This is a genomic window from Streptomyces altiplanensis (assembly GCF_053591575.1).
Window position 1 is genome coordinate 66,012 of sequence record NZ_JBSFUB010000018.1, and the last position, 23,765, is coordinate 89,776.

Here is a 23,765-nt window from a genome sequence, read left to right on the forward strand (position 1 = left end):
GCGATGAAGACCTACGGTGCGGCTTCCCCCGCCCCTCCACAAAGACATCGTTGGTGGTCCCGGATCGCCGCCGTGGTGGCGGCGACCCTCGCGACCGGCATGCTCGTCGCGGTGAATCCGACGCCCGCCGAGGCGGCGACGGTGGACCCCAACGCCTCGTACGTCCTGGTCAATCGCCACAGCGGCAAGGCGCTGGACGTCCCTGGCGCGTCCACCGCCGACGGCGCGCGAGTCAGCCAGTGGACGCGCAACGACGGAGCCAACCAGCAGTGGCAGTTCGTGGACTCCGGCGGCGGCTTCTACCGGCTCAAGGCCCGGCATTCGGGCAAGGTTCTCGACGTGGCCGACGCCTCGACCGCCGACGGTGCCGCGATCGCGCAGTGGGCCGATGCCAACGGGGCCAACCAGCAGTTCCGCCTGGCCGACTCCGACGCGGGCCACGTCCGTCTGGTCAACCGCAACAGCGGCAAGGCGGTGGAGGTGCAGGGCGCCTCCACCGCCGACGGCGCCCACGTCGTCCAGTACACCGACTGGGGCGGCGCCAACCAGCAATGGCAGATGGTCAAGCTGTCGTCCGGTGGCGGCGGCGGATGCGGCAGCGCCCCGACCCTGGCGAGCGGTACGCACACGATTCAGAGCAGCGGCAAGAGCCGCAGCTTCATCCTCAGGGTTCCCGCCAACTACAACAGCAGCCAGCCCTATCGGCTGATCTTCGCGTTCCACTGGAGAGGCGGAACCGCCGGTGACGTCGCCTCGGGCGGAACGAGCGGAACCGCCTGGTCCTACTACGGCCAGCAGGAACAGTCGAACAACAGCGCGATCCTCGTCGCCCCCCAGGGCCTCGGCAACGGCTGGGCCAATACGGGCGGCGAGGACGTCACCTTCGTCGACGACATGATCCGGCGAATCGAGGGCGGTCTCTGCGTCGACCCGGCACAGCGTTTCGCCACGGGCTTCAGCTGGGGCGGCGGTATGAGCTACGCACTCGCGTGCACCCGGGCGAACGTCTTCAGGGCTGTCGCGGTCATCTCCGGCGGCCAGATCAGCGGGTGCAGCGGTGGCACCCAGCCCACCGCCTACTTCGGAATCCACGGCATCAGCGACTCCGTCCTCACCATCGCGCAAGGACGGTCCCTGCGCGACAGATTCGTCAGCAACAACGGCTGCACCCCCCAGAGCCCGCGTGAGCCCGCTCCGGGCAGCCGGACGCACATCACCACCACCTACTCGGGCTGCCGTGCCGGGTACCCGGTCCAATGGGCCGCGTTCGACGGAGGCCACATACCCGGTCCGGTCGACGGCTCCCCCGCCGAGAGCGGCGTCGCGACCTGGACCAAGGGAGAGATCTGGAGGTTCTTCGCACAGTTCCAGTGACACGCCCGCACCAGGGAGTGGAGCCAGGATGGTCCTGGTTCCACTCCCCCGTCGTCGTCCAGGGCTCTGGCCTCCGCCTCCGTGCTGCCCTCGGCCGAGGCCACCGCGGAGCCGGAGCGGAGCAAGAGCGGTGCCCGCTCCGTCGGGGAGCGGGCCCCTGGGCCTCACCGGTGGTGATCAGCGGGCGGCGGGCGCGGGTGTTGCTTCCGGAGTGCTCCCGTACGCCGGGCCGGTCTTGTCCCCGCTCTCGGTCTGCTTGCCGCGGCCGAGGTGGTTCAGTACGGCAACGGTCTTTGCCGTGATGGCGGGACGGTGTGTGGTGGTGTCTCTCCACGTACGTTTGCAGTGGCTGTTGCGGGCTTGTTGTCGTCGTCTGCGGCGCCAGGCCACCCGCCGGAAGGGAACCTTGTCCGTGACCGCGCGGCAGACCGGCGGGGCATCCCTGTGGGTGGTTGAGGGGGAGCGCGAACCGTCCGGGATCAGTGTGCTGGCACCGTGGTCCGCTCGACTGCTGTTCGCCGGCTTTGTGCCCTCGGTACACGGCGTCGTGGCTCGAAGACGATGCCGGCCACGAAAGCGACCACCATGAAACCCGCGACGGCGATCGCGAGCCAGAGCATGACGCCGGCCCAACGCCGGTACCCGGCACTGACCTTCTGGGACCACTGCGGCCCGTACTCCCCGGGCGGACCGGGCAAGGGCCCTGGCGCCGGGTGTGGGGCCGGCCGCTGATCAGACATGAGGCCCAGTTCTGCGGTGCGCGGCTCCGGAGCACCAACTTCCGCCGCCACAGCACGCACCGCGCCGGAGCGTCGTCCCCCGGGTCACTGCTTCACCGAGTCCCACGCGCCGGCGTTGAAGCTGCGCAGGAGGGCGATCAGTGCGGCCCCGAGCCGCCAGTCCACACCAGGTGCGTGTACGTGCAGTTTGTCGCCCTTGGACCTGAACTCCAGCGGGACCTGCCCGTTCGCGCGCCACCGGATGCGCCGGGGAGCGCGTGCGAAGCCGCCCTCGTTGCCGGGGACGCTGTCGAAGACACTGATCACGAGGACCACCGTCATCAGGGGCAGCAAGAGCCACCACATCCACCACCATACGATCCTCCCCTTGAAGCCGACCGCTTCGGGGCCGCCGGGCTGGTGCACGGTCCAGCGGGTGCGCAGGCCCCTGCCGCGGAGCGCCTTCTCGCGCATGAGCGTGCCGATGACCTCGCCGTGCGCACCGAGCACCTGAAACCTCGCGACGCCACCGCCGGCCGACAGGGTCACCACGGTGGCCACCCGCTCCCGGCGTTGATCGTCGGCCCACAGGGCGAAGGAACGGGCCCCGCCGCCCCGGGCCGCAAGGTACGCGGACGTGCCTCCCGGCGGCAGTTCGCGCTCCACGTACACGGCCGACGGCGCCGGACCCGACCCGTCGGAGAAGCTGACCATGCCCGCCACCTTCGCCTGACCCTGGCCGTCGACTCGTCTCGGCCCGCCGTACATGGTCAGTACGTTGCTGCTCATCCGACGTGCTCCAAGTGGTAGTCGCGTGCCCAGGACGGCCCAGTCTGTCTCACCCGCCGCCCAACGGACAGCCCCGCCCTGCGGAGGTGTCAGCTGCCAGTTCGGGTGACAGGTTCAGTCACGCGGCCACGCACCCGGAGGCCCTGCGGTGCCCACCCGCAGACCAACTGCTTGTCCCCGTGGCCAGTTCGAGGATTCGGATACGGCCGTGGACGCCGGCCATGAGACGACCCGGGCCACAGGTGTCCTGTCACAACAATCCCTTCAGTCGGGGGCTCAGGGGGATGACGCCGTATGGAACGGGTTGGGGCTGCGCGAGACCTCGTGCTCGGTTACGTCCGCGCTCTGAACGCGATTGATCAGGCCATGAGGGTGGCGGTCCCCTCCCTTGAGCAACTGGCGGACGTGGTCGGCCTGGCCCGTTCGCGCCGGATCAGCCGGAGTGATCACACCGGCACCTGCTTCTACACGGTTCATGGGGCAGGGTGCCGCTTCGTGAGCGACAACGGCACTGAGGTCGATGCGGACTTCGCAGGCGGCGGAGGCAGATGAGGCCGCAGGCCAGTTCGGGCAGGCCCTGAGGGAGATCGGCGCGTCATTCGTAGAGGGCGCGGAGTCGTTTGAACCGGTGCAGCCGGGTGAAGGTGCGCTCGACCACCCGGCGCACCTTGCCCAGTCCGGAGCCGCGGCGACGCCGCGTCGGGCGATCAGGGGGTTGATGCCGCGCTTCCGCAGCAGGCGGCGGTATTTGCCGAAGCCGTAGCCCCGGCCGGCGTACCGGCGCCGGGCCTGCGGCGGGGGGGGCGTTCCAGAAGTCCCCGAATCGGTGGGATGGCGTCCAGCAGCGGCAGGAGCTGGGTGACGTCGTGCCGGTTGCCGCCGGTCAGTGTGACGGCGAGCGGGGTTCCGTGGTGGTCGACGATCAGGTGGTGCTTCGAGCCGGGGCGGGCGCGGTCGGCGGGTGAGGGGTCGGCGTGATCCCCCTTTGAGAGCCCGGGCGTGCGACCCGTCCACGGAGCAGTCGTGGAGGTCCAGCAGGCCGGCGCGGCGAAGCTCGCTCAACAGGGCAGCGTGCAGGCGCGGTCACACGCCGGCCTCGGCCCAGTCCCGCATCCGACGCCAGGCCGTCGCACCGGAGCGACCCACCGTCTCCGCGTGGACATCACGCCGTGCGACACCGGCCCGCAGCACGTACATCACACCGGCGCGTGCCACCCGGTCGGGTACGCGCAGCCGCCCGGGGGGCGATGGCGCCGTTCGGGAGCAGGCGGCAGCAGTGAGGCCACCCGCTCCCACAGGTCATCAGGGACAAGACCAGCACGTCCACCGGACACCCTGCCGGCCAAGATCGTCGAGCACGAGACCCACAGCTCAACTCATTCTGAAACGATCAGTAAGTGCCCGCGGGGGAGAACCCGGTGGAACTGCTGCGGGCCGAGGACACCGAGGCTCTGATGAAGCCGGCGGACCGCGCACGGGACAATTTCCCGCTCGGGCTTCTGAGCTGCACAGGCACCCGTCGCATGAGCCGTGACGAGAACCGCCCGCTGCCCCCTCCCTGGAGCAGCCCGGCAGCCGCCGGGCCGGAGGGCATCTGATGCGCAGACCCGACCCGCCGGAGCCTGCACCTTCCCGCCGGGAGATCATGCGGACATGCCCCCTTGGATTCGCGCCTACGACGACCAGAGTGACACCTGGTCGTTCCTCGAACTCGACGACGAAGGATGGGCGCTACGGCAGGTCGACTTGCAAGGACCTCAGCGTTGGCCCGTGACTGCGACCTGTCTGGCGGAGGTCGTCAAGACCCGGGACCACGTCGATCTCGCGGCGATGGCCGCCTACGAGCGGAAGTACGGAGTCCTAGCGGAGGGCAGTCTGGACGGGTGGCAAGACGCGGGCGGCACTGCCGAGATCACCCGGCACGAATATGAGTCGACGTGGGCCGCTGCGCGAGAGACCCTCGACGCGAATCGCACCGAGGAGACAAGTTGATCACGGAGTACCAGCAGAAGCTGCGCGAGCGCTACCTCGCCGCCCCCGTCATGCCGGCCCCGGAACCATGGCAGCCAATACTTGATCGCAGAACTCCCCTCGGCGGCCTGCTCGGCATCGGCTTCGCCGTCCACCCCGACAGCGGGCACGACCTCGTCATGGTCGTCTCCAGCGACGGCCACGGGCTCTTCGACGCGGTCACCGGCGAGAAGATCGCCCGCGACCGGGATCCCGACCCCGACACCAGCACCCCCGACGCCCGGCCAGACCTCACCTGCCCCGGTCTCGGTCCGATCGAGGGCACCCAGGTCCGCATCGCCGGCATCTTCGGCGGCGGCCTCCACAGCACCACCCCCGACGGCTGGACCCTGGACGTCGTCAGCCCGGAATGGCCCCACGACCGCGTCATCCTCTCCGCAGACGGCGGGGCCCGCAAAGGCCCAGCGGGAGAGGCGTGGTGGCACGTCTTCCACTCGGAGTACTCAGAACTTCGCACCGCCGGATTCTCACCCTCCGGCCTCACCATGGCTGTCGCCACCAGCAGCGACCTCACTCTCTGGACCCGCCGGCGGCTCCACTGCAACGACTGAGTGCAGCTTCGGCACCAAGGGTAGGAAGGGGCAGATGAACCGGGCAGCCCCGGCCGAGATGCCCCACGAACAGACCACAGCCTGCGAACCAGCGAAGGCAGCGCTTCTCGGCGGAGGCGACTTCATCATCTGGGACGGCAACACTCCCGGCCGGCAACTTGCCAGCATCTACGCGGCTCGCCACCGTCGCGCGAGGAAACAAGGCACCGAGACAATCGCGCTGTCAGCCACCGTCGACATCCTTACCCAGTACGGCACCCCGCCGCTGCGCATCGGCTGCATCTTCACGCCGGGACAACGCCGGACCGGAGGGCTGTCACGTAGTGGACGATGCGTACTCCGTCGATCTCGTCCGTGCGGCCGCGCAGCAGGGTGCCGGGCGCTTCGATCCCGAGCCACTCGCCGGCGATCCAGGATTCGACCCGTGGCCCGCCCTGGACAGCAGGTGGGACGACGTCGTCGCGAAGGGCGACACCCTGCGCATCGTGCAGCGCCGCTTCGACCTGCTCACCGATGTCCCCGGCCTGGACCGCGCACATGCGACCGGCTGGACTCTGGGACGGCTGCTGCAGAACTCACTCCGGGAGATCGACGACGGCGAGACCCGGTTCGCCCCGTCCTCCGTCACGATCGCGGAATCGCTGCTCAGCCGGTAACCTCCGGCCCACGGCGCACTCGCTTGCACAAGGATCGCCGCGGGTGAGGGCAGTCGTATCGCATGCCGGCGTGGAGGTTTCCGGGTTTGCGGCGCCGAGGTCCCTTGGCGGGAGCGAATCGGTGGCGGTGTCCCTGACCTGCGTGTCTACCCGTCCTTCAGGCGGCGGCCGACTTCCTCCGACACACGGTGGTGCAGTTCGGCGAGCTCTTCGGTGCTGTAGTCGGAAAGGTCACCGGGACTCTGGGGAGGCTTCGGGTTCTCGTCCTTCTGTTTCTGCTGTTCCCGGCGTTTGAGTTCCTTCTCCTCCGGCGATCCGGGCGCGGTGTGAGCGCACCGGATGAGCACTCCGTCAGCCGCTTTGAGGCAGGTCGCCTCTCGGCCGGCCACCTGGCCTCTGCCTTCCACCCGGTAGCGGATGTTCTGCTTGCTGCCGATGGTGGCCGTCCAGGTGCTTCCCCCGGTGGGGACGACCTCGAACACCATGTCGTCGTTGTAACAGCAGACATCCCGGTACTCGGCCTTGATCAGCGCGACGATCGCCTCCGGTGAGGGCCAGGTCGGCTTGAGCCGGTGGATGGTCATCGGGGCGAGCCCGTCGCCCCGATGCCGGGTCGGCACCATTGATACGGCTACGACCGAGCTGGCCTCTCCTTGCGGGGTAAGGGGGGTGACGTAGGCCCCGCGTCCGCTCCCGTCGCGGTACTGCAGGGCGAACTCCGACTCGTTGCCCTCGTTCGCCCCGTCTTCGGAGGCGTCCCAACCGCTGCGTTCGAACCACCAGTCGGCGAAGCTGCCGACCGCAGCCGTCGCTTCCCGCTGCCGGGCTGCGATGCTCATCGGGTAGGACGGGCCTGGTACCGCGCTGGCGTCGGCGGATATTGTGATTTTCCCTGTTCGCCCGTTGTAGAGCGCGAGCCCTGCGGGCCTTTCGGTCACCACCAGGATTCCGGTCTGGCGCTTGAGGGGCACGACCACGATGGGTGTTTCGTCCGAGCAGGTCACGTAAACGTCCTCGGCGTCGAACCGCACGCCGCGCTTTTCGGCCGAGATCTTCCGACCGAGGTTGTGAGTGAACCAGCCACCCACTCTCGCGTCGGCCGCGTCTACGTCGAACTGGCAGCGCTGCTGGCTTCGGCCGTCGCCGCCGAGCGGGATGTCCTGCACGAGACCGACCTCGTACCCGGCCAGCCATCCACGCCGCTCGACCAGCGTGGCGAACTTGTCGGAGTCGGGCAGGTAGGTGATGTCGAAGATCTCGCCGGTGACATCGCCCAGGTGCGGAGCGGCCTGCGCCTCACCGACCAGATAAGGGGCTCGGGCTGCCACTTCGGGCACCGGCCCGGTCACGATCCTGGAACCCTCCATGTACGCGCGGTCCTGCAGGTAGGCGCTGTATACCCACCAGCAAACCATCACGCCCAACCCGATCACGGCACCCAGACAGCCGAATGCCGCTGCCGCGGTGCCGGAACCCGAGCCGCGCTCGCCGCGCCCGGCCCACTTCGCCACCATCCATGGCAGGGCTGCGAACGCCGCGGCCAGCAATGGCACGAACAACCAGGAAAGGATCTTCCGCAACTCCCACACCACGACCGTGGTGAGGTATGAGGCATACCAAAGCGCAAGACCCGCGAGAAGAACGGGTATCGCTATCCGCAGTGCCCGAGCCATTGACCCCCCCGTCGCCGGACGAGTTCAAGTCTGCCTCGTGGAAGAGGACTTGTCATCCGGTTGGCTCTGCCGGAAATCGCGGACTCCGGCGACCTCTCGGCTCGCCGGAGCAGGTCAGGAGAACCGGTACGGGCGCCTGCGGCATACTGATGCGCACGCACGATGGTGGAAGTCCACCGAGATGTCCCAGCCGGTCTCACCCGCCGCATCTGCGGCGACCTGGGCCTGCTGCAGCAGCCGCTCCCACGTCCCGTCGGCCGGCCACCGCCGGTGACGTTCACAGCACGTCTTCCACGGCCCGAACCGTTCCGGCAGGTCACGCCCCTGCACTCCGGTCACGGTTCAGTGTTCCGTGGTGGCGAGGACGGGATGATCGGTGTAGCCGCGGTGGTCGCCGCCGTAGAAGGCGGCCGGGGCGGGCTCGTTGAGCGGGGCACCTGATCGGATACGGCCGGGCAGATCGGAGTCGGCGAGGGCCGTCGTCCGCCCTCCCCTGTTCGACAGGAAAGTCCTGGCGCGAACCGGAAACCAGGTGAAGGGCGACTTCATCCGCGGACAAGTTGTCCCTGGCTTGAACCTGAAGCGTGCGGACATCCAGCGGCGCCCGCCGTCCGAGGTGGCGGGGCAGGGACGGGCAGGACGGTCCCGGGGTTCTGCCCGTGGCCGACACCAGGGCGGGGTAGGCCTTCAGCGCGTCGGTTCGGTGGTCCTCTGGGTCCCGATGACGGCGAGGAGGTCGAGGACGTCGGCGCTGTCGGTGCCGACTGCGGGTGTGAACCAGAGCAGTCGCTGTCGGCCGTCTTCGCTGAACAGGTTGAGGCAGTTGACCTCGATCAGGCCGAGGGTGGGGTGGTTGAGGCGTTTGCGGTCGTTGCGCCGGAACGCCACGTCGTGGTCGGCCCACAGAGCAGCGAATTCGGGGGAAGTGTCGAGCAGCGAGCTGATCAATGAGCTGGCTTCGGTGTCTTTGGTGTCTCGTCTGGCGGCGGCTGCCCGCAGGTCGGCGACGAAGGCGCGGGACTGCTCCTCATGATCGGCTTCGGGATACAGGTGCCGGGCGGCAGGGTCGGTGAACCATCGGTGGACGAGGCTGGCCCGGGGGCCCCGGAGGCCGGAATGGTCCCCGAACAGCGCCACTGCGAGCGGGTTCTGTACGAGAGTGACGTGCAGGTCGGTGATGACCTGTGCGGGTGTCGACGTCAGACGGGTGAGCAGGTCGAGCATGCCGGGGTGGACGTGTGAGGCGGCTGATCCGTGCCCGGGCACCGGACGGTCCGCCAGATGGTAGAGGTAGTCGCGCTCGTCAGCGGTCAGGCGCAGTGCCCTTGCCAGCGCGGCGATCATCTGCTCGGAGGGCCGGGATCCGGCTCCGCGTTCCAGTTCGTTGTAGTAGTCCACTGAAGCTCCGGCGAGCTGTGCGACCTCATCGCGGCGCAACCCGGGCACCCGGCGCCGGGGTCCGCAGGGGAGCCCCACGTCGGCCGGACGGATGCGCTCGCGCCGTGAGCGCAGGAAGGCCCCCAGCTCGGTGTATTTCACAGAACCCATGCCTCCCAGTCTGTGTCTGGCCGGGCCGTGGAACCAGGGGATGACACCCCCTGGTTCCGCCGGCCAGAGCCCCGCATCGTGGAGGACATGACTACGAGACACACCACTCCGGCGGCCGTACGGGGCGCTGTCGTCACCGGCGGATCACGCGGCATCGGCCGAGCGATCTCCCACCAGCTCGCCCAAGAGGGCCTGGCCGTCGTGGTGAACTACGTCCGGGACGCGGCCGCCGCCGAGGAGACAGTGGCGGCAATCACCGACGCCGGCGGGCGCGCGATCGCCGCACAGGCGGACGTGGCGGACGAGAAGGAGGTCGCCGAGTTGTTCGACCGGGCGGAGCAGGAGTTCGGCGGCGTGGACGTCGTCGTGAACTGCGCGGGCCGTCTCGCCCTGTCGCCCATCGCCGACCTCGACCTGGCGGTCCTCGATGCCATGCACCGCACCAACATCCGCGGCACCTTCGTCGTCGCCGAGCAGGCCGCCCGGCGGCTGCGCGCGGGCGGCTCGTTCGTCGGGTTCTCGACCTCAGTGGTCGGCACCCAGTTTCCCGCCTACGGTGCATACGTGGCGAGCAAGGCGGCCGTCGAGGCGATGACGCTGGTCCTCGCCCGCGAGCTGCGCGGGCGGGACATCACCGTGAACACCGTCGCTCCCGGTCCCACGGCCACGGACCTGTTCCTCGAAGGCAAGACGCCCGAGCAGATCGACCAGCTTGCCAAGACCCCGCCACTGGAGCGGCTGGGCACCCCGCAGGACATCGCCCAGGTGGTCGCCTTCCTCACCAGTCCGGCAGGGCACTGGGTGAACGGCCAGGTCCTGCGCGCCAACGGGGGCATGGTGTGATGAAGCAGCCGACCGTGAGGGCGGGCACTGGCGCATCCAGTGGCTTCGGGAACCTCACCGCATGCGCCCTGGCCGAGGCCGGCCACACCGTGTACGCCGGCATGCGCGCCACCGTAGACCGCGACGCACCCGCCGTCGCCGCGCTCACCCAGTTGAGAGGAGACCGCGGCGTACAGACAGCAGCCGTGGAAATGGACGTCCAGGACCAGGAGTCGACCGACGCCGCCATCCACCACATCATGACGGAGCAGCAGCGCATCGACGTGGTGGTTCACAACGCCGGCCAATGGTTCTCGGGCCGGCCGATGCCTTCTCCCCCGTTCAGCTCGCCGATGTCCACGACGTCAACGTGCTGCCCACACAGCGGGTGAACCGCACCGTGCTGCCGATCACGCGCCGTCGACACCCCCATCGATCTCAGCCGCGACGGCAGCGAAGTGGTATCGATCATGTACGACCGGATCCGCGCGGAGTTCTTCCGCCACATCGGCATCGACGAGCTGCCCGCCCCACGCCGGCCTCCGACCACGCAGGCACCGGCCGAGGAGCGGTCTCATGGCCACACACCCTCGGACCACATGCTTCCGTGCTCCGGAAGAAACCCACTCAACCGGGAAGACCCGTTCAAGGAGAAACACTTATGCCTTTCGCCAACTTCAAGGTACCCGCGGGCACCGTCACCGCCGAGGACAAGAAGAAGATCATCGAGCACACCACCGACCTGTACGCGGAGATCTACGGTGAGCGGGCCCGCCCGGCCACCGTCGTGCTGATCGACGAGGTCGTCGACGGCGGCTGGGGAGTCGCCGGCAACGTCCTGACCGCTGCCATGCTCAACCGCGACGCCTGATCTCCACCCCCTGTGGGCCCGGCGTCACGACGCCGGGCCCCATGCAGCCGCGGCTCCCCACGAATCACAGGAGGATCACACCTGTGATGGACGCACTCACGTTCCCGACTCTCTCGTGCCCGCACTCGATGACTATGAGCAGTGTGCTGTCGTCATCTGCAACAACGATCTCCGTCAGTGCCGAAACCCGGATTCGCCAACTGCCCATGACAGCCAGGCCGGTGAGTATGCGGAGGTAGTCGTCCCGTAGCAGGACTGCAAAACGATCGGCTTTCTCTCACATTCGGCAGTAACGCACGGTGAGTATGATTACTAGTGGTAGTACACACAGGCCGTCGCAAGGCTTTACGGCGGCCAGACCGGTCTCCGCAGTCAGGATGCAGTCCGCCGCCCCCTCCTGAGCGGCGAGGTCAGGCACAACGGATCGTGACACACCGTTACCACCGAATCTGAGACAGAGCCCGAGTTGGTTCTGGCCCGACTTCTGTGGAGCTCTCACGTTCTGTGGAGCTCTCACGCTCTGTAACCTTTCGGGACTGGATGGCCCTTCGCGACTCGTTGACAGATCTGTTTGGGATCATGCCCGTATGGACTTCGACCTCGCCCCACCGACCGGCGTCGGCCCGTTGCACATCGGTATGACTCGACACGAGGCCAATACGGCGCTGGACTCGCTCCGCGATCTCTCTGCGATCTCGGAGTCCGACCGGCCGGGCCAGCACATCTTCCGTCCCAGTGGGCTGATGATCAGCATCCACTGCGTGCGCGACATGCTTGAAGCCATCGAGCTGGGCAGACCGTCGTCCCAGACGGACCGAGTGTTGTTCCAGGGTGTGGACGTGTTCGCGCTTCCGGCCCGCGAGGCTGTCCGACGCGTCGGTGAGTTCACCTCGATCGAGGAAGATCCTGACGACGATGCTTCATTCATCGCCCCGGACTTGCTGCTGAGCTTCTGGCGTCCGTTCGCAGCCGACGATGAGCCGGAGGAAGAGCAGGGCTACTTCTTCAGCTCGGTTCTGCTGGCACGGCCTGGCTACTACGACACCCCTGCTCAGGCTGCGGAGCGACTCCAGCAGAGCTCGTGACGGGCCCGTCAGGATGCCGACAGGACTCGTTTCCGCAAGAGGCCGAAGCCGGCCCGGCCGTACATCTGGCGCTTGGTCATTTCGATCCGGTTGACGGGGCCTTCGACGACGCCGGAGCTTCACGGCAGTGTGAGGCCGGCGGTGAGGGCGGCGAGATCGCGTCACAGTCCAGAACCATCAGCCCGAACGCGGTCGGCACCGGCAGTTTCCAGACGATCTCGCGAGACCTACCAGCAAGGCCAAGGGTCACAGGGATTAGGCACACCACAGAAGTTGGGCCAGAACCGCAACTCGTGACGGCGAGCACCTGCGCGGACTCGTAGCAGTTGTCGAGCTCCACGAACAGCAGCGGCACCCCGTCCTCGGGCACGGTACGTCCCCTACGACGGGACCACCGCCTTCCCACCCCCGCCGATCGTCACCCTTGCAGCTGCTGCTTGACAGCCCCTCCACCGAACTGGACGGTCCAGGCACACGAGGAGTCACTCCGGCAAAGGGCTCAACCAGCCGCTCATACGTGGGTTGTCCACCTCTCCCGGGTGCGTCAACCGGATACCGAATGCGTTCTCAACCAGCGACAGGACGCCATAGAGAGGGGGCCACTCGCCGGGGACGAGCCCCAACGGTCGCATGTACTCATCGAGCCGTGTCGGGTCCTGCCCGGTCGGCTCAATCTCCTGACGCAGAGGTGGGGCTGCCCCTACCGTGCTCGGCCCGTTATCCGGACCGTACTCTGACCTGCTGCCCGTATGGCCCGGGGGATCTTGAACCAGCAGGCTGAACACGTCCGGATTCCGAAGTAAGGAACTCTCTGTGTTCAGCTTGAAGTCGGTGCGCCGCCGCGCGGTCAGCACCACTGCCGTAGGCGCTCTCGCCGTCGCGGCATGCGCCACCCTGATGACCGGCAGCGCCGGAGCGATCGTCAACGGGACCGATTCCACCGAGCGCTACGCGTTCATGGCGACGATCCCGGAGTCGGCCCCGAAGCACGGGCTGTACGACGGTACCTGCGGCGCAACGCTGATCGATCCGCAGTGGGTGCTGACGGCGGCCCACTGCGTGCGGGGCGATGGCCTTGAGCTGGACGGCATTGTCCGGATCGGGAGCGAGCACCGGAAGTCCGGGGGCACCGTCCGCGCCATCGAGCGGACCGTCGTCCATCCCGGCTATGTGAACGGCGAGGGGAAGGCTGTCAACAAGGATGACATCGCGCTCGTCCGCCTCGACCGACCGGTCGCCGAGAAGCCCATCCGTATCGCGGAGCGGGCCGGACGGCCGGACACCCCGACCCGGATCCTGGGATTCGGTACCACCGTCGACACCGATCTGAAGTTCGCGGAGCGGATGCAGGAGCTCGCCACACGCAGGGGAGCCGTTGCCGAGTGCGCCCCCGGTTACGCGGACCAAACCCGGCTGTGCACGATCAGCCGCGTGCCCAAGGCCATGGCGTGCTTCGGGGACTCCGGCGGACCGCAGATCCAGAAGGGCAGGCACGGGCGGTGGGAGCTCATCGGAACCACTTCGGGTCCCGGCGCCCCCGGGGTCGCGTGCTCGGACGGGCCGGGCATCTACAGCAACGTGCCCGCCTACGCGGAGTGGATCCGGAAGACCATCAAGCGCAACACCTGATCCACCCCAGCCGCAAAGCGGGCCGACGGGGACGTGAGTTCTGAACTGACGGCACCACGACGACGCTCGTCGCACACCGTGATTCTCACAAGTGACCGGATGCGCGAGTTCGGTGATGGTTTTCGGGTCGCGTCAGGAGAGGGCGTTCTCGCCGGTGAGGCGGCGGACCATGAGATCGGTCATGGCGAGGTGGAACATGGCTTCGGAGCGTTTGGGGAGGGGTTCGTGGTCGCGGACCAGGCGGCGGTGGAGCATCAGCCAGCCGTAGGTCCACTCGACCGCCCACCGTTTCGGGATCGGGGTGAATCCCCCGGTCCCGGGGGGGGTGCGGGCGGTGATCTCCGGGCCGGTGCCGGGGCCGCGGCATGCTCGACGAGGCGTCGGCGGACGTCCCGCCGTCCACCCAGACCTTGCGGACGGCGGGGTGCCCGGCGGCGACCTGGTCCAGGAGCTGGGTGCCGGCGACGGAGTCCTGCACACTCTCGCGGTGACCAGCACCGCGAGCAGGAGACCGATCGCGTCGGTGACGATGCTCCGCTTGCGTCCGACGGTCTTCTTCCCGGCGCCGGCGCCCTGACTGGGGACGGGGACGCGGGTGGAGGTCTTGACGCTTGGTGCGTCGTGCGTCGCTCACGCAGGCCGAGGGCGCGGCGTCCCGTCCTTCCCTCTGCCGCAGAAGCTGCCTGAGCAGGCCGTTGAGCTGGGCGAAGACCTCTTCCTGCTGCCGCTTCGCGAAGTATCCGCAGACCGGGTCCCAGTGCGGGAAGTCGTGACGACTCGGTTCAAGAGACCGTTCGAGGCCGGAAGCTCACCTCACGGAACTCTGGGTTCTCTCCTCGAATCGTGCGTGGTTTTCGGCGCCGATTGAGCAGGACCTTGCTCGGGCGGTGTCGGTACGCTTCGCCGCGTGACAAGAACCAGCACGCATGATGCCCAATTGAACCGGCTGTGGGGCGCCGTGTGTGCCTTCACAGGGGTCTTCCTCCTCGTATGGGCGCTGTCCTGGGTCAAGGCGAGCGTGCGCAACGAGGACCTGCAAAATCGCTGTGGAGAACTGCACACAGCCAGTTTCCCCTTCGAGAAGTCCTGCACCCGCGAGGATGGCACGGTTGAGGGCGCAAACAGTTTGCTCTTTGACGGGATCTTCTTCGGCTCGATGGTCGCAGCTGCGGCCTGCTTGACCGTCGTGTTCACGATCGAGGCCGGCCGGAGGAAGTGGCACCGGGACGCACGCCCGACGTCCAGCTATTTCTGTGGGGCGCGGCGTGGCGTGGATGCGGACGGCCCCGATCAGGAGAGCACGTCGCGCTCGAAAGCTCACACCCTCGATCGAGGATGACAAAGAACAAGCCCCGTGCATGTTTCTGAACCCGCAGCCACCGCCGAAGCGGTCCGGGCCCACCTCGACACCGTCGTGGACATGCTCGGAGAGCAGCTCCCCAAGGTCAGAGAAATGCTTCGCGACGACCTGACCGCGTTCGCGGACTTCCCCCAGCAGCACTGGAAGAAGATCCAGTCGACCCACCCGCGCGAGCGGCTGAAGCGGGAGATCAAGCACCGTTCCGGCGTCGTCCAGGTCTTCCCGAACACCGGCGCCGTCGACCGGCTCGTCACCGCCGTCCTCGTCGAACTCCACGACGAGTGGATCGCCCTCCCCCGCCGCTGCCTGTCCACCGAGAGCACGGACAGTCTCTATCCGGACAGCACCGCCCTCCTGCCCGGAAGGACCGAGTGATCACCTACACCACATCGTGGGACATGCCCCTTGGGGCAAACACCACAGGTCACAGTCGCGGAGCGCAGACACCATCGTCACCATCGGGTGCCTGGACACGCTGTCACCCCCGGCTCCGCCCTGCGCCGCACACGTACGGCAGGATGATCTCGCCTCCCGGGTCGCCTCGGCCAGTACGTCCCTGGGCGCCGGAAACCTCTCACTGAACGCATCGCCGCGGCCGTCGTCGGCGGCACCAGCGTGTTCGGCGGTCGCGCCAGGGTCTGGTCCGCCCTGCTCGGTGTCCCGGTCATCCAGCCGATCGCCTACGGCATGGCCCTCCTGCGTAGCCGGACAGCCGTGCAGTTCATGATCACCGGCGGGATACTGCTGCTCACCGTGGCCATCGACTCCCTGTCCCGCCGCGCCCAGAAACCACACGGACAGGCCTGAGCCGGGCTCTACGCTGGAGGAGACGCCGTCGAGCGGCATCCCTCCGCAGGAGATCCTCATGGACTACTACGATCTCGGAACCCTGACCCGGCCCGTATCGACCCGTTCGCCCGATGCACAGCGCTGGTTCGACCGCGGTCTGGTCTGGAGCTACGCGTTTCACCACGAAGAGGCGGTCGCCTGCTTCGAATCGGCGGTGACCGCGGATCCCGGCTGCGCCATGGCGCACTGGGGCATCGCGTACGCCCTGGGCCCCAACTACAACAAGCCCTGGGAGTTCTTCGACGAAGCCGACCTGCGGCGCACAGTGGAACGCACCCACGCCGCCGTCGAACGGGCCCATGCGCTGCGCGACGGGGCCACGTCGACCGAGCGGGCCCTCATCGAGGCGCTGCGCGCACGCTATCCCTCCGCGCGCGCGGCGGAGGACTGCTCGATCTGGAACGAGCCCTACGCCGACGCGATGCGTGCCGTGTACGAACTTGCGCCCGACGACCCGGACGTCGCCACGCTCTACGCGGACGCGCTGATGAACCTCACCCCGTGGGAACTGTGGGATCTGCGCACGGGCGAACCCGCCGCCGGTGCGCGCACGCTGGAGGCGAAGGCCGTCCTCGACCGCGCGCTGCTGAGCGACACCGGCGCCGACCACCCGGGCATCCTGCACCTGTACATCCACCTACTGGAGATGTCCCCGACGCCGGAGCAGGCCCTCGCGGTCGCCGACCGGCTGCCGGGGCTGGTACCGGACGCAGGGCACCTGCACCATATGCCCTCACACCTCGACGTGTTGTGCGGGGACTACCGACGAGTCGTGTCGGGCAACAGCGATGCGATCAAGGCCGACGAGAAGTATCTGCGCCGGGCCGGGGCGATGAACTTCTACACGCTGTACCGCTCGCACAACTACCACTTCAAGATCTACGGCGCGATGTTCCTCGGCCAGTTCCGGACAGCCTTGGAGACGGCCGCGCAGCTCGAGGCATCCGTCCCCGAGGAACTGCTGCGGGTCGAGAGCCCGCCCATGGCCGACTGGCTGGAGGGGTTCCTCGCCATGCGGGTCCATGTGCTGATCCGGTTCGGCCGGTGGCAGGACGTCCTCGCACTGCCGATGCCGCCCGACCCGGGGCTGTACTGCGTCTCCACGGCGATGCGCCACTACGCGCGCGGAGTGGCGTACTCGGCCACCGGGGCGATCGCCGAGGCCGAGGCCGAGCGAGACCTGTTCCGCCGCGCGGTCGGCCGTGTCCCCGAGACGCGCATGCTGTTCAACAACACCTGCCAGGACATCCTGGCGATCGCCTCCGCCATGCTCGACGGCGAGCTCGAGTACCGCAGGGGCGAGTACGACCTGGCGTTCGCCTCCCTGGAGCGTTCCATCGGCCTCGACGACGGCCTCCCCTACGACGAACCGTGGGGCTGGATGCAGCCGACCCGCCACGCGTATGGGGCCCTCCTGCTGGAGCAGGGCCGTACCGAGGAGGCCGAGGCCGTCTACCGGGCCGACCTCGGGCTCGACGACACCCTGCCCAGGCCCTTGCAGCATCCGGGGAACGTCTGGGCTCTGCACGGCTTCCACGAGTGCCTCACGAAGCTCGGCAAGACGGGTGAGGCTCGCATCGTGGCCCAGCAGCTCACCGTGGCCACCGCACTCGCGGACGTCCCCGTCCAGGCGTCGTGTTTCTGCCGCCTCGACACCACGGGCGGGAAAGACGGCGACTGCTGCTCCGACTGACCAACGCCGGGGCGGTGTTGTCGCGTTGTTGGGTGCGTGAGTGTCTGATGGCGCGGCGGGGCGCGGTGGCCTTGGGTCCGGTCGTGTGTTCAGGCCGTGGTGGGACGGCCGGCAGCGCTCATCAGGTCGGGTGGCGGCGGGGCCGGAGGTGGGGTGAGATGCCGCTGAACGCGGACAGGGGCCGCTGGGCCCCGCCGACGGAGCAAAAGCCCTTCACCGCGCGTTCACGCTGCCGGGTGGGCTGGTGGCTGTTCTCGGCCCGGCTGTTCAGCCCCTTGTGGGAGTGGTGTCCGGCGGAGGGCATGACCTCACGGCGGGCGGCGGCGCAGGAGCGGAGCCTGCCGGTGACGACCACCCGCGGCAGCGCACGCGTATGCGTATGCGTATGCGTCATCAGGCGGCAAAAGAAGCGCCGGTCGGCGGCCTTGTCCCGCCGGCCCTGCACGAGGATGCCCACGACGCTGCCACCCTGGCCGACGGCCCGCCACAGGTACTTCCCCTCTCCGCTGGTCTTAAGGACTGGAGTGACCGGTTCTCGGGGTGCTCACGCTGGTCGTGGGCGGCAGTCTGCGGAGTAGATCGTCTGTCGTACCCGACGCCCGCGGGCACCTCGGGCACGAAATCGCCGCGTACGGCCTGCCTCGGCGTCAGGGAGTGCGCCCCGGCGTCCGGCACGGCGACGGCGAGGGCGGCCGGTGGCTGGCCGTGCCGTGGATCGACGGCCGCAGCGTGCAGGAGGTTTTCGCCCCGGCCCGCGACGGCCACGCCACCGACGAACAGCGCACCGTCATGCGCCAGACGACCCGTGCCGTGCTCGCCGCTCTGGAGCGCCTGCGCCAAACGGGCCGGGTCCACGGTGACGTGCCGGCGGAGAACATGATCGTCACTGGTGAGGTCGTCGCGTTCATCGGCCACGGCAACACCCACCACGTCGATCTCCCGTTGTCCCACGCGTACCGGGGCGGGCTGATCCACGTCATCGCGCCGGAGATCGCGGCACAGTTGCTGACCACCGCGGACGGCCAGCACGTTGCGCTGACGGCGCCGGCGGACCTCTTCGCGCTCGGCGTTTCTCCGTACTGAGCGTGGACCAGGGTCCGTATCACCGACTACCGCCGCGATGCGGCAGGTCTCCTCCCAGCAGTCCAGGCTGTGCCCGCCGTGGACAAGCGACTCCAGCTCCTCGGGGCAGCCGAGGCCGTAGGCGACGCCCTCCCGGATGAGGTGTGTGTCGATGGCAGGATCCAAGGATTCGTCGGCGATCTGACCGGCGGCCCCGTAAGCCAGCGGCCGCTTTGCGGCCCGGGGGTCGCCCACGATCAGCGCATGCCCCCGGAACGGCGTCACCGGGCCGGGATCGGCTGAGTGAGGTTCACCGGGTTGCCGTCGGGGTCCTGGATGTGGGCGACACGCTGCCCCCACGGCATGTCGTTGGGGCCGCCGCGGACCGAGCCGCCCAGCGCCGCCACCCGGCCGAGCGTCTCGTCGACGTCGTCGACACCGATGCTGAGCAGGATCCGCGACACCGCCCCGGTCCCCGGATCCGCCTTGGCCACCAGCCCGAGGTCGGTGTCGCCGATGCGCAAGCCAAGGTAGAAGGCCGGACCTTCCTCCGGCACCCGGAAGATCTCCTCAGCGCCGAACAATTTCGTATAGAAGCCGAGCAGAACGTCATGGTCGGCGGTCACGATCACTGGCTGGATGGTGGACATAGCACTCCTGTCGAGAACGGTCGTGTCACTGGGTAGACCGTTCGAGGACGGTGAACTCATCGGCAGAACCACCCCGCCGGACGGTCGGCACCACAGACTGCCGCCCACGACCAGCACGAGCACTCCAAAACGGAGTCACGCCGCCCCGCCGACCAGTCACTTCAAGATGGCGGAGCTTCATTCACACCAACTGGCCAGTGACCCCGGAGGCAGTCGAGGCCACTCTGACCGGTGCCGGTTTCGAGGTGGCCCGACGACTCGACGCCCTGCGCGGCGCGGACGGGATCATCACGCTGCCGGTACTGAATCCGCCCCCGGCGGTACGGACTGCTGCCGGCACTCAGGTGCTCGAAGCGGTGCCCAACCCGCTCTACACCGCCTACGCCGACTGGTGGCGCGAGCTCCAGGCGGCCCCCGACGCCGACGGCGACGGCCGTGTCAGCGCCGCCGAGTACGCAGCCGCAGTACCCTCCCTGGCCGGTCCGGCGCTGATCAGGGTCGCCGAAGTCCTCTTCGACGTCACCGGCAAGGACGGCAACCAGCACATCGACGCAGACGAATACCGGGCCCTGTTCCGCACCGCCTTCCACCGCGACACCACCAGCGCCGCCGGAACGTACAGCCGCAGCGCTTTCGTCAACGGCTTCCTGTCCTTCATGTCCGGACGCCGCCGTACCCCCCTACGACCCCCTGCTGGCCGAAGCATGACCGCCGGGCACCGGCCGGACAACGACCGAAGCGGACGCTTTCCTGCACCAGCACGGCCGGCGCCGCCCCGGCCGTACCCTGCGACCGGCCCATGGGCAGTGGCGCAGGATGTCACCCTTCGTGATCGGGTGAGTTCGTACGGCCCTCCGGAGGCGTACCGGGAGGGGTTGCCGGGGGCGGGAACAGGAATCCCTCGAAGGCGTCCAGCGCGAACATCAAGCCCCCGAGCGCCAAGGGGACGAGCAGTGCCAACAGCACCATGACGCCTCCTGACAGCGGTACCACGGGCGTGGCGTGACGCAGAGGGTCCAGATCCACCATGAGCCAGACGGACGAAGATCGCATACCCAGCAGTTGCCGGGGCCGCGCGGCGCGGGGCCGGGTACGGCCAGTTACCGAGGTATCTGAGCGTGGCCCTGCTGCTGCCCCGGCTGTACTTCCAGCACTTCACCACCAGTTTTCTGGTCGAACGCGGCAGTGGAGAAGTTGCCGCCTTCCTGGTCGGTTTCCTGTCGCAGACAGAGCCCGAAACCGCCTACGTGCACTTCGTCGGCGTCGACCCGGCGCTGCACGGACAGGGTGTCGGGGGTGCCCTTTACCGGTCCTTCTTCGCGCTCGCCCGGTCACACGGACGCCGTTACGTGCACTGCATCACCAGCCCGGAGAACACTGCGTCGCGGGCATTTCACACCCGGCCCGGCTTCACGGCCTCAGCCGTGAAGCCGGACTACGACGGCCCCGGACTCGACCGGGTGGCGTTCACCCTCGACCTTCCCGCGGAGCCGGCGGCCATCTCCCAGCGGAACGACGCCCCGGTCCATCGCCAGGACCCGCCGACTGCGGTGAGCCACCGTCACATTCGCGGCCGGTCAATTCCCCGCCCACCGGCGCCGAGCGGGGAATCTGAACTGCCACCTGCGGCAGGCTCATCACCGGTCTCTCCGCGATCCGTCACTTGAGGGCGTCCTCGAACGCTTTGCGGTACCCGGAAGTGTGTTCGCGCTCGCGCCGGGACCAGGCGATGTGATCCGAGACCTGCCGGTCGGTTGCCTCGACGGCCATGAGGCCGGCCTGCGCCTCCGCCCAGAAACTGGCCTTGCGGGCCTGTCGTTCCGGCATCGCGTCGACCAGCCCAGCGCGCTCAGGACCAGTCAGGCCATGAGCGTCGGCCAGCACACGCACCTGAGTGGCCCGGACATCCACGGGAGGAGTCCCTGCCTTCGAGGACACACACCACAACCAGAACATATAACCAACATCCTCCGGCGGACTCTCCGGCGCGGCCACGTCGGAATCGATGAAGGCGACCGGCATCTCGTCCTGGAAGACGGCGTTGTCCGGCCCCAGAACGTGGTGGCACACGAGCTGAGGCTGACCGGCAAGATCGCTGCTCCGGGTGGCATCGTGCAGGGCGCGGGCGAGGGTGCCAGCCGCAGTGACCTGCGCGTCGCTCCATGGCCGGAACTTGGGTGGGGCCCAGCCCGGCACAAAGCTGAAGGTGTCCCGGCCTGCCTGATCCCGACCGGGATATCGCGGAGCCCCCGTGAATCCTCGGTTCTCCAGCAGGTCAAGCAAGGAGGCGACGAACGGCGAGACAGCCGAGGCCGGCCTCCGGGCCATGTCACCGATATGGGCGACGTCCGCGGCGACGTCGGCGCCGGGTACGGAGCGTCCGCGGTCTGAGCCGGGCGGAAGCCGGGAAGCGCCCGGGGACGGAGATTTCTCCTCCCCCGGGCGCTGTTCCGTTGGGCGGGATGCCGGACGTGGTGAACCTGGTCCGGGAACGATGCAGCGGCCCGGTGTGCATCCGATGTGCGTCGGAGGCTGTGCACTGAGCCTCCGCCAATTCGAGGTCGCAGGCCAAAGGACAGGTGTGACCGGTTCTCGGGCTGCTCATGCTGGTGGCGGGCGGCAGTCTGCGAAGCGGATCGTCTGTCAGCGGTCGGCTTCGAGGCTCGCGGTGTCCGTCCGCACCGCTGTCCGGGGATGCGTTCGGGGCCGGCATCCGGGCGAGGCGGTGGCCTGCATCCCTTGCGATGCACGATGCGCGCCTTCGGCCCTGCCTTCCGTCGGCCGCGGCCTCAGACCAAGGCCGGCCTCAGCGGCGCTCGGGCAGGTCGGCCTCCGCCGGCAGGGTGGGGAGCGTGCGCTGCTCCTTGGCCGACGACGCCGCGGGCGCGGTCTTCTTTCCGCAGAAGGCCGCCTCCAGCGTCCCGCCGAGCGCCGTGTTCGCCGCGCCCCGGTTCGAGGTGTTCGCCATGGCGGAGAGCGCGCGCCGGCCGTCGCGGGTGGCGAAGGCGTACGTGTAGAAGCCCTGCACGGTGCCGGTGTGCCCGTACACCTGGGTGCCGCAGGACAGGTCGTAGCGGCGCAGCCCGAGCCCGTAGAAGCGGGTCTGGGTGGTGTCCGTCGGGGTGACCGTGGTCATGGCCTCCAGCATCCGGGGCGAGAGCAACCTGCCCCGCATGAGCGCGGTCGTGAAGGTGTTCAGGTCGGCCGGGTCGGAGATGACCGCGCCGGCCGACTGGGCCCAGGAAGCGGTCTGCTCGGTGGAGTCGACGAGCGGCGCCCCCGCCTCGTCGGGGTGGAGGTAGCCGCGCACGTGTGCCCCCTTGATCCGGGTCTGCGGGTGGACGTAAGAGGTGTGACGCAGCTTCAGAGGCTTGATGATGCGCTGCTCGTACTGCTTGTTGACCGTGGTCCCCGTGGCGTTCTCGATGAGCATGCCGACGACGACGAAGTTGGCGTTGGAGTACTTGTAGGCCACACCGGGCTCGGTGGTGCGGGGTTCGGCCAGCGAGAGGTCGACCAGTTCCTGGTAGGTGAAGACGCGGTTGCGCACGGCCTCGAAGCCCGGCACGGTCTTCGCGAACATGGCCTCGGTGTAGTCGGCCAGGCCGCTGCGGTGGGTGAGCAGGTGACGGACCGTGATGCGGTCGTCGGGCAGCAGTCCGGGAAGGTAGCGGTTGACCGGTGCGTCGAGCTCCAGCCGTCCCTCGTCGACCAGTTGGAGCAGCACGACGCTGGAGAAGGTCTTGCTGACACTGCCGATGCGGAAGCGTGCCCGGGTGTCCATGGCCTCGCCGGAGACCCGGTCGCGGACACCGGCAGTGCGCGTCCGGACGCCGTCGGGACCGGTGAAGCGGGCCATCGCGCCCGGAGCGCCGTTGGCCATGGCGGCGTTCAAAGCCGCGGTCACGCCGTCCATGTCGGGGGCGGGCGCGGCGGGGGTCGCGGGGCCGGCGGTGGCCGTGGGGGCTGCCGGTGCCGCGGAGGCCGCGGTGGCGGGGGCGAGACCGCCGGCGAGGGCGGCGATCAGGGTGGCACTCATGGCCAGACGTCGGTGCGTCGACAGGTGCACGTGGCTTCCTCGTTCTCGACTCGTCGGAAAACCGGCACACGCGTGGGGTGTGCCGTGGGGGGCTGGGAGGAGCGATCACTGCGCGCTGTCCGCAATCCCCATGGAGCATGAGTGTCAACGCGTCACGTCGGTTCCTGTCACGGGGCGCCGATATCCCGTCCGGCAGGGTGACAGGACCGTTTCGCCGGTAGGCCGCGGAGCGTCGGCGGGGTTCGGAGGCGGTCCGGGGCACAGAAGATACAGAAGATACCGGGCGTCCATCGTGCTCAACCCGCCAGATCCACTATTGACTCGCCAACTATCGCGCTCAGTCGCATTCGGGCCGGCGGGCTGT

The 23,765-nt window shown here is 68.6% G+C and carries 23 protein-coding genes and 7 pseudogenes; 18 read left to right on the top strand and 12 right to left on the bottom strand.

Annotation, left to right across the window (positions count from 1 at the left end; all coding sequences use genetic code 11):
* Positions 1 to 3 precede the first annotated feature (3 nt).
* Positions 4 to 1,374 carry an RICIN domain-containing protein gene (locus tag ACWD0Y_RS11780; RefSeq protein WP_450260195.1) on the top strand — a complete coding sequence of 457 codons (1,371 nt, stop codon included), beginning with the start codon at positions 4 to 6 and terminating at the stop codon, positions 1,372 to 1,374.
* Between the two features lie 824 nt (positions 1,375 to 2,198).
* Here ACWD0Y_RS11780 and ACWD0Y_RS11785 read toward each other — a convergent pair.
* On the bottom strand, positions 2,199 to 2,882 hold the full coding sequence (locus ACWD0Y_RS11785) for a hypothetical protein (protein ID WP_450260196.1): 684 nt from the start codon (positions 2,880 to 2,882) through the stop codon (positions 2,199 to 2,201).
* A 366-nt stretch (positions 2,883 to 3,248) separates the two neighbouring features.
* Here ACWD0Y_RS11785 and ACWD0Y_RS11790 point away from each other — a divergent pair, with 366 nt between their 5' ends.
* Complete coding sequence (locus tag ACWD0Y_RS11790) at positions 3,249 to 3,434, top strand: DUF6896 domain-containing protein (RefSeq protein ID WP_450260233.1); 186 nt, start codon at positions 3,249 to 3,251, stop codon at positions 3,432 to 3,434.
* Here ACWD0Y_RS11790 and ACWD0Y_RS11795 read toward each other — a convergent pair.
* Positions 3,409 to 4,216: pseudogene (locus tag ACWD0Y_RS11795) on the bottom strand (IS5 family transposase); the annotation flags it as partial. The gene ACWD0Y_RS11790 and the pseudogene ACWD0Y_RS11795 overlap by 26 nt on opposite strands.
* 63 nt (positions 4,217 to 4,279) lie before the next feature.
* On the opposite strand from ACWD0Y_RS11795, the gene ACWD0Y_RS11800 reads away from it, so the two are divergent.
* From ACWD0Y_RS11800 to ACWD0Y_RS11815, 4 genes and pseudogenes are all read left to right on the top strand, one after another.
* The gene (locus ACWD0Y_RS11800) at positions 4,280 to 4,480 is read left to right on the top strand and encodes a hypothetical protein (protein WP_450260197.1); all 201 of its coding nucleotides are present in this window, start codon (positions 4,280 to 4,282) and stop codon (positions 4,478 to 4,480) included.
* 55 nt (positions 4,481 to 4,535) lie between these two features.
* Positions 4,536 to 4,874 (top strand): hypothetical protein, encoded by a 339-nt coding sequence (locus ACWD0Y_RS11805; protein ID WP_450260198.1) that lies wholly within the window; start codon positions 4,536 to 4,538, stop codon positions 4,872 to 4,874.
* Positions 4,871 to 5,464, top strand: coding sequence for a hypothetical protein (locus tag ACWD0Y_RS11810; RefSeq protein WP_450260199.1), 594 nt, complete (start codon positions 4,871 to 4,873; stop codon positions 5,462 to 5,464). The genes ACWD0Y_RS11805 and ACWD0Y_RS11810 overlap by 4 nt, the downstream gene beginning before the upstream one ends.
* A gap of 350 nt (positions 5,465 to 5,814) precedes the next feature.
* Positions 5,815 to 6,120, top strand: a pseudogene (locus tag ACWD0Y_RS11815) (hydroxyurea phosphotransferase); the annotation flags it as partial.
* A gap of 146 nt (positions 6,121 to 6,266) precedes the next feature.
* Here the strand turns inward: ACWD0Y_RS11815 and ACWD0Y_RS11820 are convergent.
* The 4 genes and pseudogenes from ACWD0Y_RS11820 to ACWD0Y_RS11835 form a co-directional block, all read right to left on the bottom strand.
* Positions 6,267 to 7,709 (bottom strand): hypothetical protein, encoded by a 1,443-nt coding sequence (locus ACWD0Y_RS11820; protein WP_450260234.1) that lies wholly within the window; start codon positions 7,707 to 7,709, stop codon positions 6,267 to 6,269.
* Positions 7,710 to 7,921: 212 nt separating this feature from the next.
* Positions 7,922 to 8,129 (bottom strand): annotated as a pseudogene (locus tag ACWD0Y_RS11825) (transposase); the annotation flags it as partial.
* 6 nt (positions 8,130 to 8,135) lie between these two features.
* Positions 8,136 to 8,342, bottom strand: a complete 207-nt coding sequence (locus ACWD0Y_RS11830) for a hypothetical protein (RefSeq protein WP_450260200.1) — start codon at positions 8,340 to 8,342, stop codon at positions 8,136 to 8,138.
* 138 nt (positions 8,343 to 8,480) lie between these two features.
* On the bottom strand, positions 8,481 to 9,341 hold the full coding sequence (locus ACWD0Y_RS11835; protein WP_450260201.1) for a helix-turn-helix transcriptional regulator: 861 nt from the start codon (positions 9,339 to 9,341) through the stop codon (positions 8,481 to 8,483).
* 87 nt (positions 9,342 to 9,428) lie between these two features.
* Between ACWD0Y_RS11835 and ACWD0Y_RS11840 the strand changes: the two genes are divergently transcribed.
* The 5 genes from ACWD0Y_RS11840 to ACWD0Y_RS11860 all read left to right on the top strand — a co-directional run bounded on the left by ACWD0Y_RS11840 (position 9,429) and on the right by ACWD0Y_RS11860 (position 13,748).
* Complete coding sequence (locus tag ACWD0Y_RS11840; RefSeq protein ID WP_450260202.1) at positions 9,429 to 10,184, top strand: SDR family oxidoreductase; 756 nt, start codon at positions 9,429 to 9,431, stop codon at positions 10,182 to 10,184.
* Positions 10,185 to 10,198: 14 nt separating this feature from the next.
* Positions 10,199 to 10,555 (top strand): SDR family NAD(P)-dependent oxidoreductase, encoded by a 357-nt coding sequence (locus ACWD0Y_RS11845; RefSeq protein ID WP_450260203.1) that lies wholly within the window; start codon positions 10,199 to 10,201, stop codon positions 10,553 to 10,555.
* Positions 10,556 to 10,824: 269 nt separating this feature from the next.
* Positions 10,825 to 11,034: a tautomerase family protein gene (locus tag ACWD0Y_RS11850; protein WP_450260204.1), complete on the top strand. Its 210-nt coding sequence runs from the start codon at positions 10,825 to 10,827 to the stop codon at positions 11,032 to 11,034.
* Between the two features lie 587 nt (positions 11,035 to 11,621).
* Entirely contained in the window at positions 11,622 to 12,119 is a 498-nt protein-coding gene (locus ACWD0Y_RS11855; RefSeq protein WP_450260205.1) for a hypothetical protein, read from the top strand.
* A gap of 813 nt (positions 12,120 to 12,932) precedes the next feature.
* Entirely contained in the window at positions 12,933 to 13,748 is an 816-nt protein-coding gene (locus tag ACWD0Y_RS11860; RefSeq protein WP_450260206.1) for a S1 family peptidase, read from the top strand.
* A gap of 132 nt (positions 13,749 to 13,880) precedes the next feature.
* Here ACWD0Y_RS11860 and ACWD0Y_RS11865 read toward each other — a convergent pair.
* Positions 13,881 to 14,520, bottom strand: a pseudogene (locus ACWD0Y_RS11865) (transposase); the annotation flags it as partial.
* A 135-nt stretch (positions 14,521 to 14,655) separates the two neighbouring features.
* Between ACWD0Y_RS11865 and ACWD0Y_RS11870 the strand changes: the two are divergent.
* The 4 genes and pseudogenes from ACWD0Y_RS11870 (at position 14,656) to ACWD0Y_RS11885 (ending at position 17,650) form a co-directional block, all read left to right on the top strand.
* Positions 14,656 to 15,087 carry a hypothetical protein gene (locus ACWD0Y_RS11870; RefSeq protein WP_450260207.1) on the top strand — a complete coding sequence of 144 codons (432 nt, stop codon included), beginning with the start codon at positions 14,656 to 14,658 and terminating at the stop codon, positions 15,085 to 15,087.
* 42 nt (positions 15,088 to 15,129) lie between these two features.
* Positions 15,130 to 15,483 (top strand): annotated as a pseudogene (locus ACWD0Y_RS11875) (transposase); the annotation flags it as partial.
* 240 nt (positions 15,484 to 15,723) lie between these two features.
* Positions 15,724 to 15,915 (top strand): hypothetical protein, encoded by a 192-nt coding sequence (locus ACWD0Y_RS11880; protein ID WP_450260208.1) that lies wholly within the window; start codon positions 15,724 to 15,726, stop codon positions 15,913 to 15,915.
* A 58-nt stretch (positions 15,916 to 15,973) separates the two neighbouring features.
* A complete protein-coding gene (locus ACWD0Y_RS11885) occupies positions 15,974 to 17,650 on the top strand; it encodes a hypothetical protein (protein WP_450260209.1) in 1,677 nt (558 codons plus the stop codon).
* A gap of 130 nt (positions 17,651 to 17,780) precedes the next feature.
* Here ACWD0Y_RS11885 and ACWD0Y_RS11890 read toward each other — a convergent pair.
* A pseudogene (locus ACWD0Y_RS11890) lies at positions 17,781 to 18,167 on the bottom strand (DDE-type integrase/transposase/recombinase); the annotation flags it as partial.
* A gap of 137 nt (positions 18,168 to 18,304) precedes the next feature.
* Between ACWD0Y_RS11890 and ACWD0Y_RS11895 the strand changes: the two are divergent.
* Entirely contained in the window at positions 18,305 to 18,733 is a 429-nt protein-coding gene (locus tag ACWD0Y_RS11895; RefSeq protein WP_450260210.1) for a hypothetical protein, read from the top strand.
* 260 nt (positions 18,734 to 18,993) lie between these two features.
* Here the strand turns inward: ACWD0Y_RS11895 and ACWD0Y_RS11900 are convergent, their stop codons facing one another.
* Positions 18,994 to 19,362: a VOC family protein gene (locus ACWD0Y_RS11900; RefSeq protein ID WP_450260211.1), complete on the bottom strand. Its 369-nt coding sequence runs from the start codon at positions 19,360 to 19,362 to the stop codon at positions 18,994 to 18,996.
* A gap of 368 nt (positions 19,363 to 19,730) precedes the next feature.
* Between ACWD0Y_RS11900 and ACWD0Y_RS11905 the strand changes: the two are divergent.
* Positions 19,731 to 20,070 (top strand): annotated as a pseudogene (locus ACWD0Y_RS11905) (EF-hand domain-containing protein); the annotation flags it as partial.
* A 111-nt stretch (positions 20,071 to 20,181) separates the two neighbouring features.
* Here ACWD0Y_RS11905 and ACWD0Y_RS11910 read toward each other — a convergent pair.
* Entirely contained in the window at positions 20,182 to 20,331 is a 150-nt protein-coding gene (locus tag ACWD0Y_RS11910) for a hypothetical protein (RefSeq protein ID WP_450260212.1), read from the bottom strand.
* Between the two features lie 149 nt (positions 20,332 to 20,480).
* Between ACWD0Y_RS11910 and ACWD0Y_RS11915 the strand changes: the two genes are divergently transcribed.
* Positions 20,481 to 21,029 carry an N-acetyltransferase family protein gene (locus ACWD0Y_RS11915; protein WP_450260213.1) on the top strand — a complete coding sequence of 183 codons (549 nt, stop codon included), beginning with the start codon at positions 20,481 to 20,483 and terminating at the stop codon, positions 21,027 to 21,029.
* Here the strand turns inward: ACWD0Y_RS11915 and ACWD0Y_RS11920 are convergent.
* Both ACWD0Y_RS11920 and ACWD0Y_RS11925 read right to left on the bottom strand, forming a co-directional pair.
* Entirely contained in the window at positions 21,022 to 21,645 is a 624-nt protein-coding gene (locus ACWD0Y_RS11920) for an aminoglycoside phosphotransferase family protein (protein ID WP_450260214.1), read from the bottom strand. The genes ACWD0Y_RS11915 and ACWD0Y_RS11920 overlap by 8 nt on opposite strands.
* Positions 21,646 to 22,168: 523 nt before the next feature.
* Positions 22,169 to 23,401 carry a serine hydrolase domain-containing protein gene (locus ACWD0Y_RS11925; protein WP_450260215.1) on the bottom strand — a complete coding sequence of 411 codons (1,233 nt, stop codon included), beginning with the start codon at positions 23,399 to 23,401 and terminating at the stop codon, positions 22,169 to 22,171.
* Positions 23,402 to 23,765 lie beyond the last annotated feature (364 nt).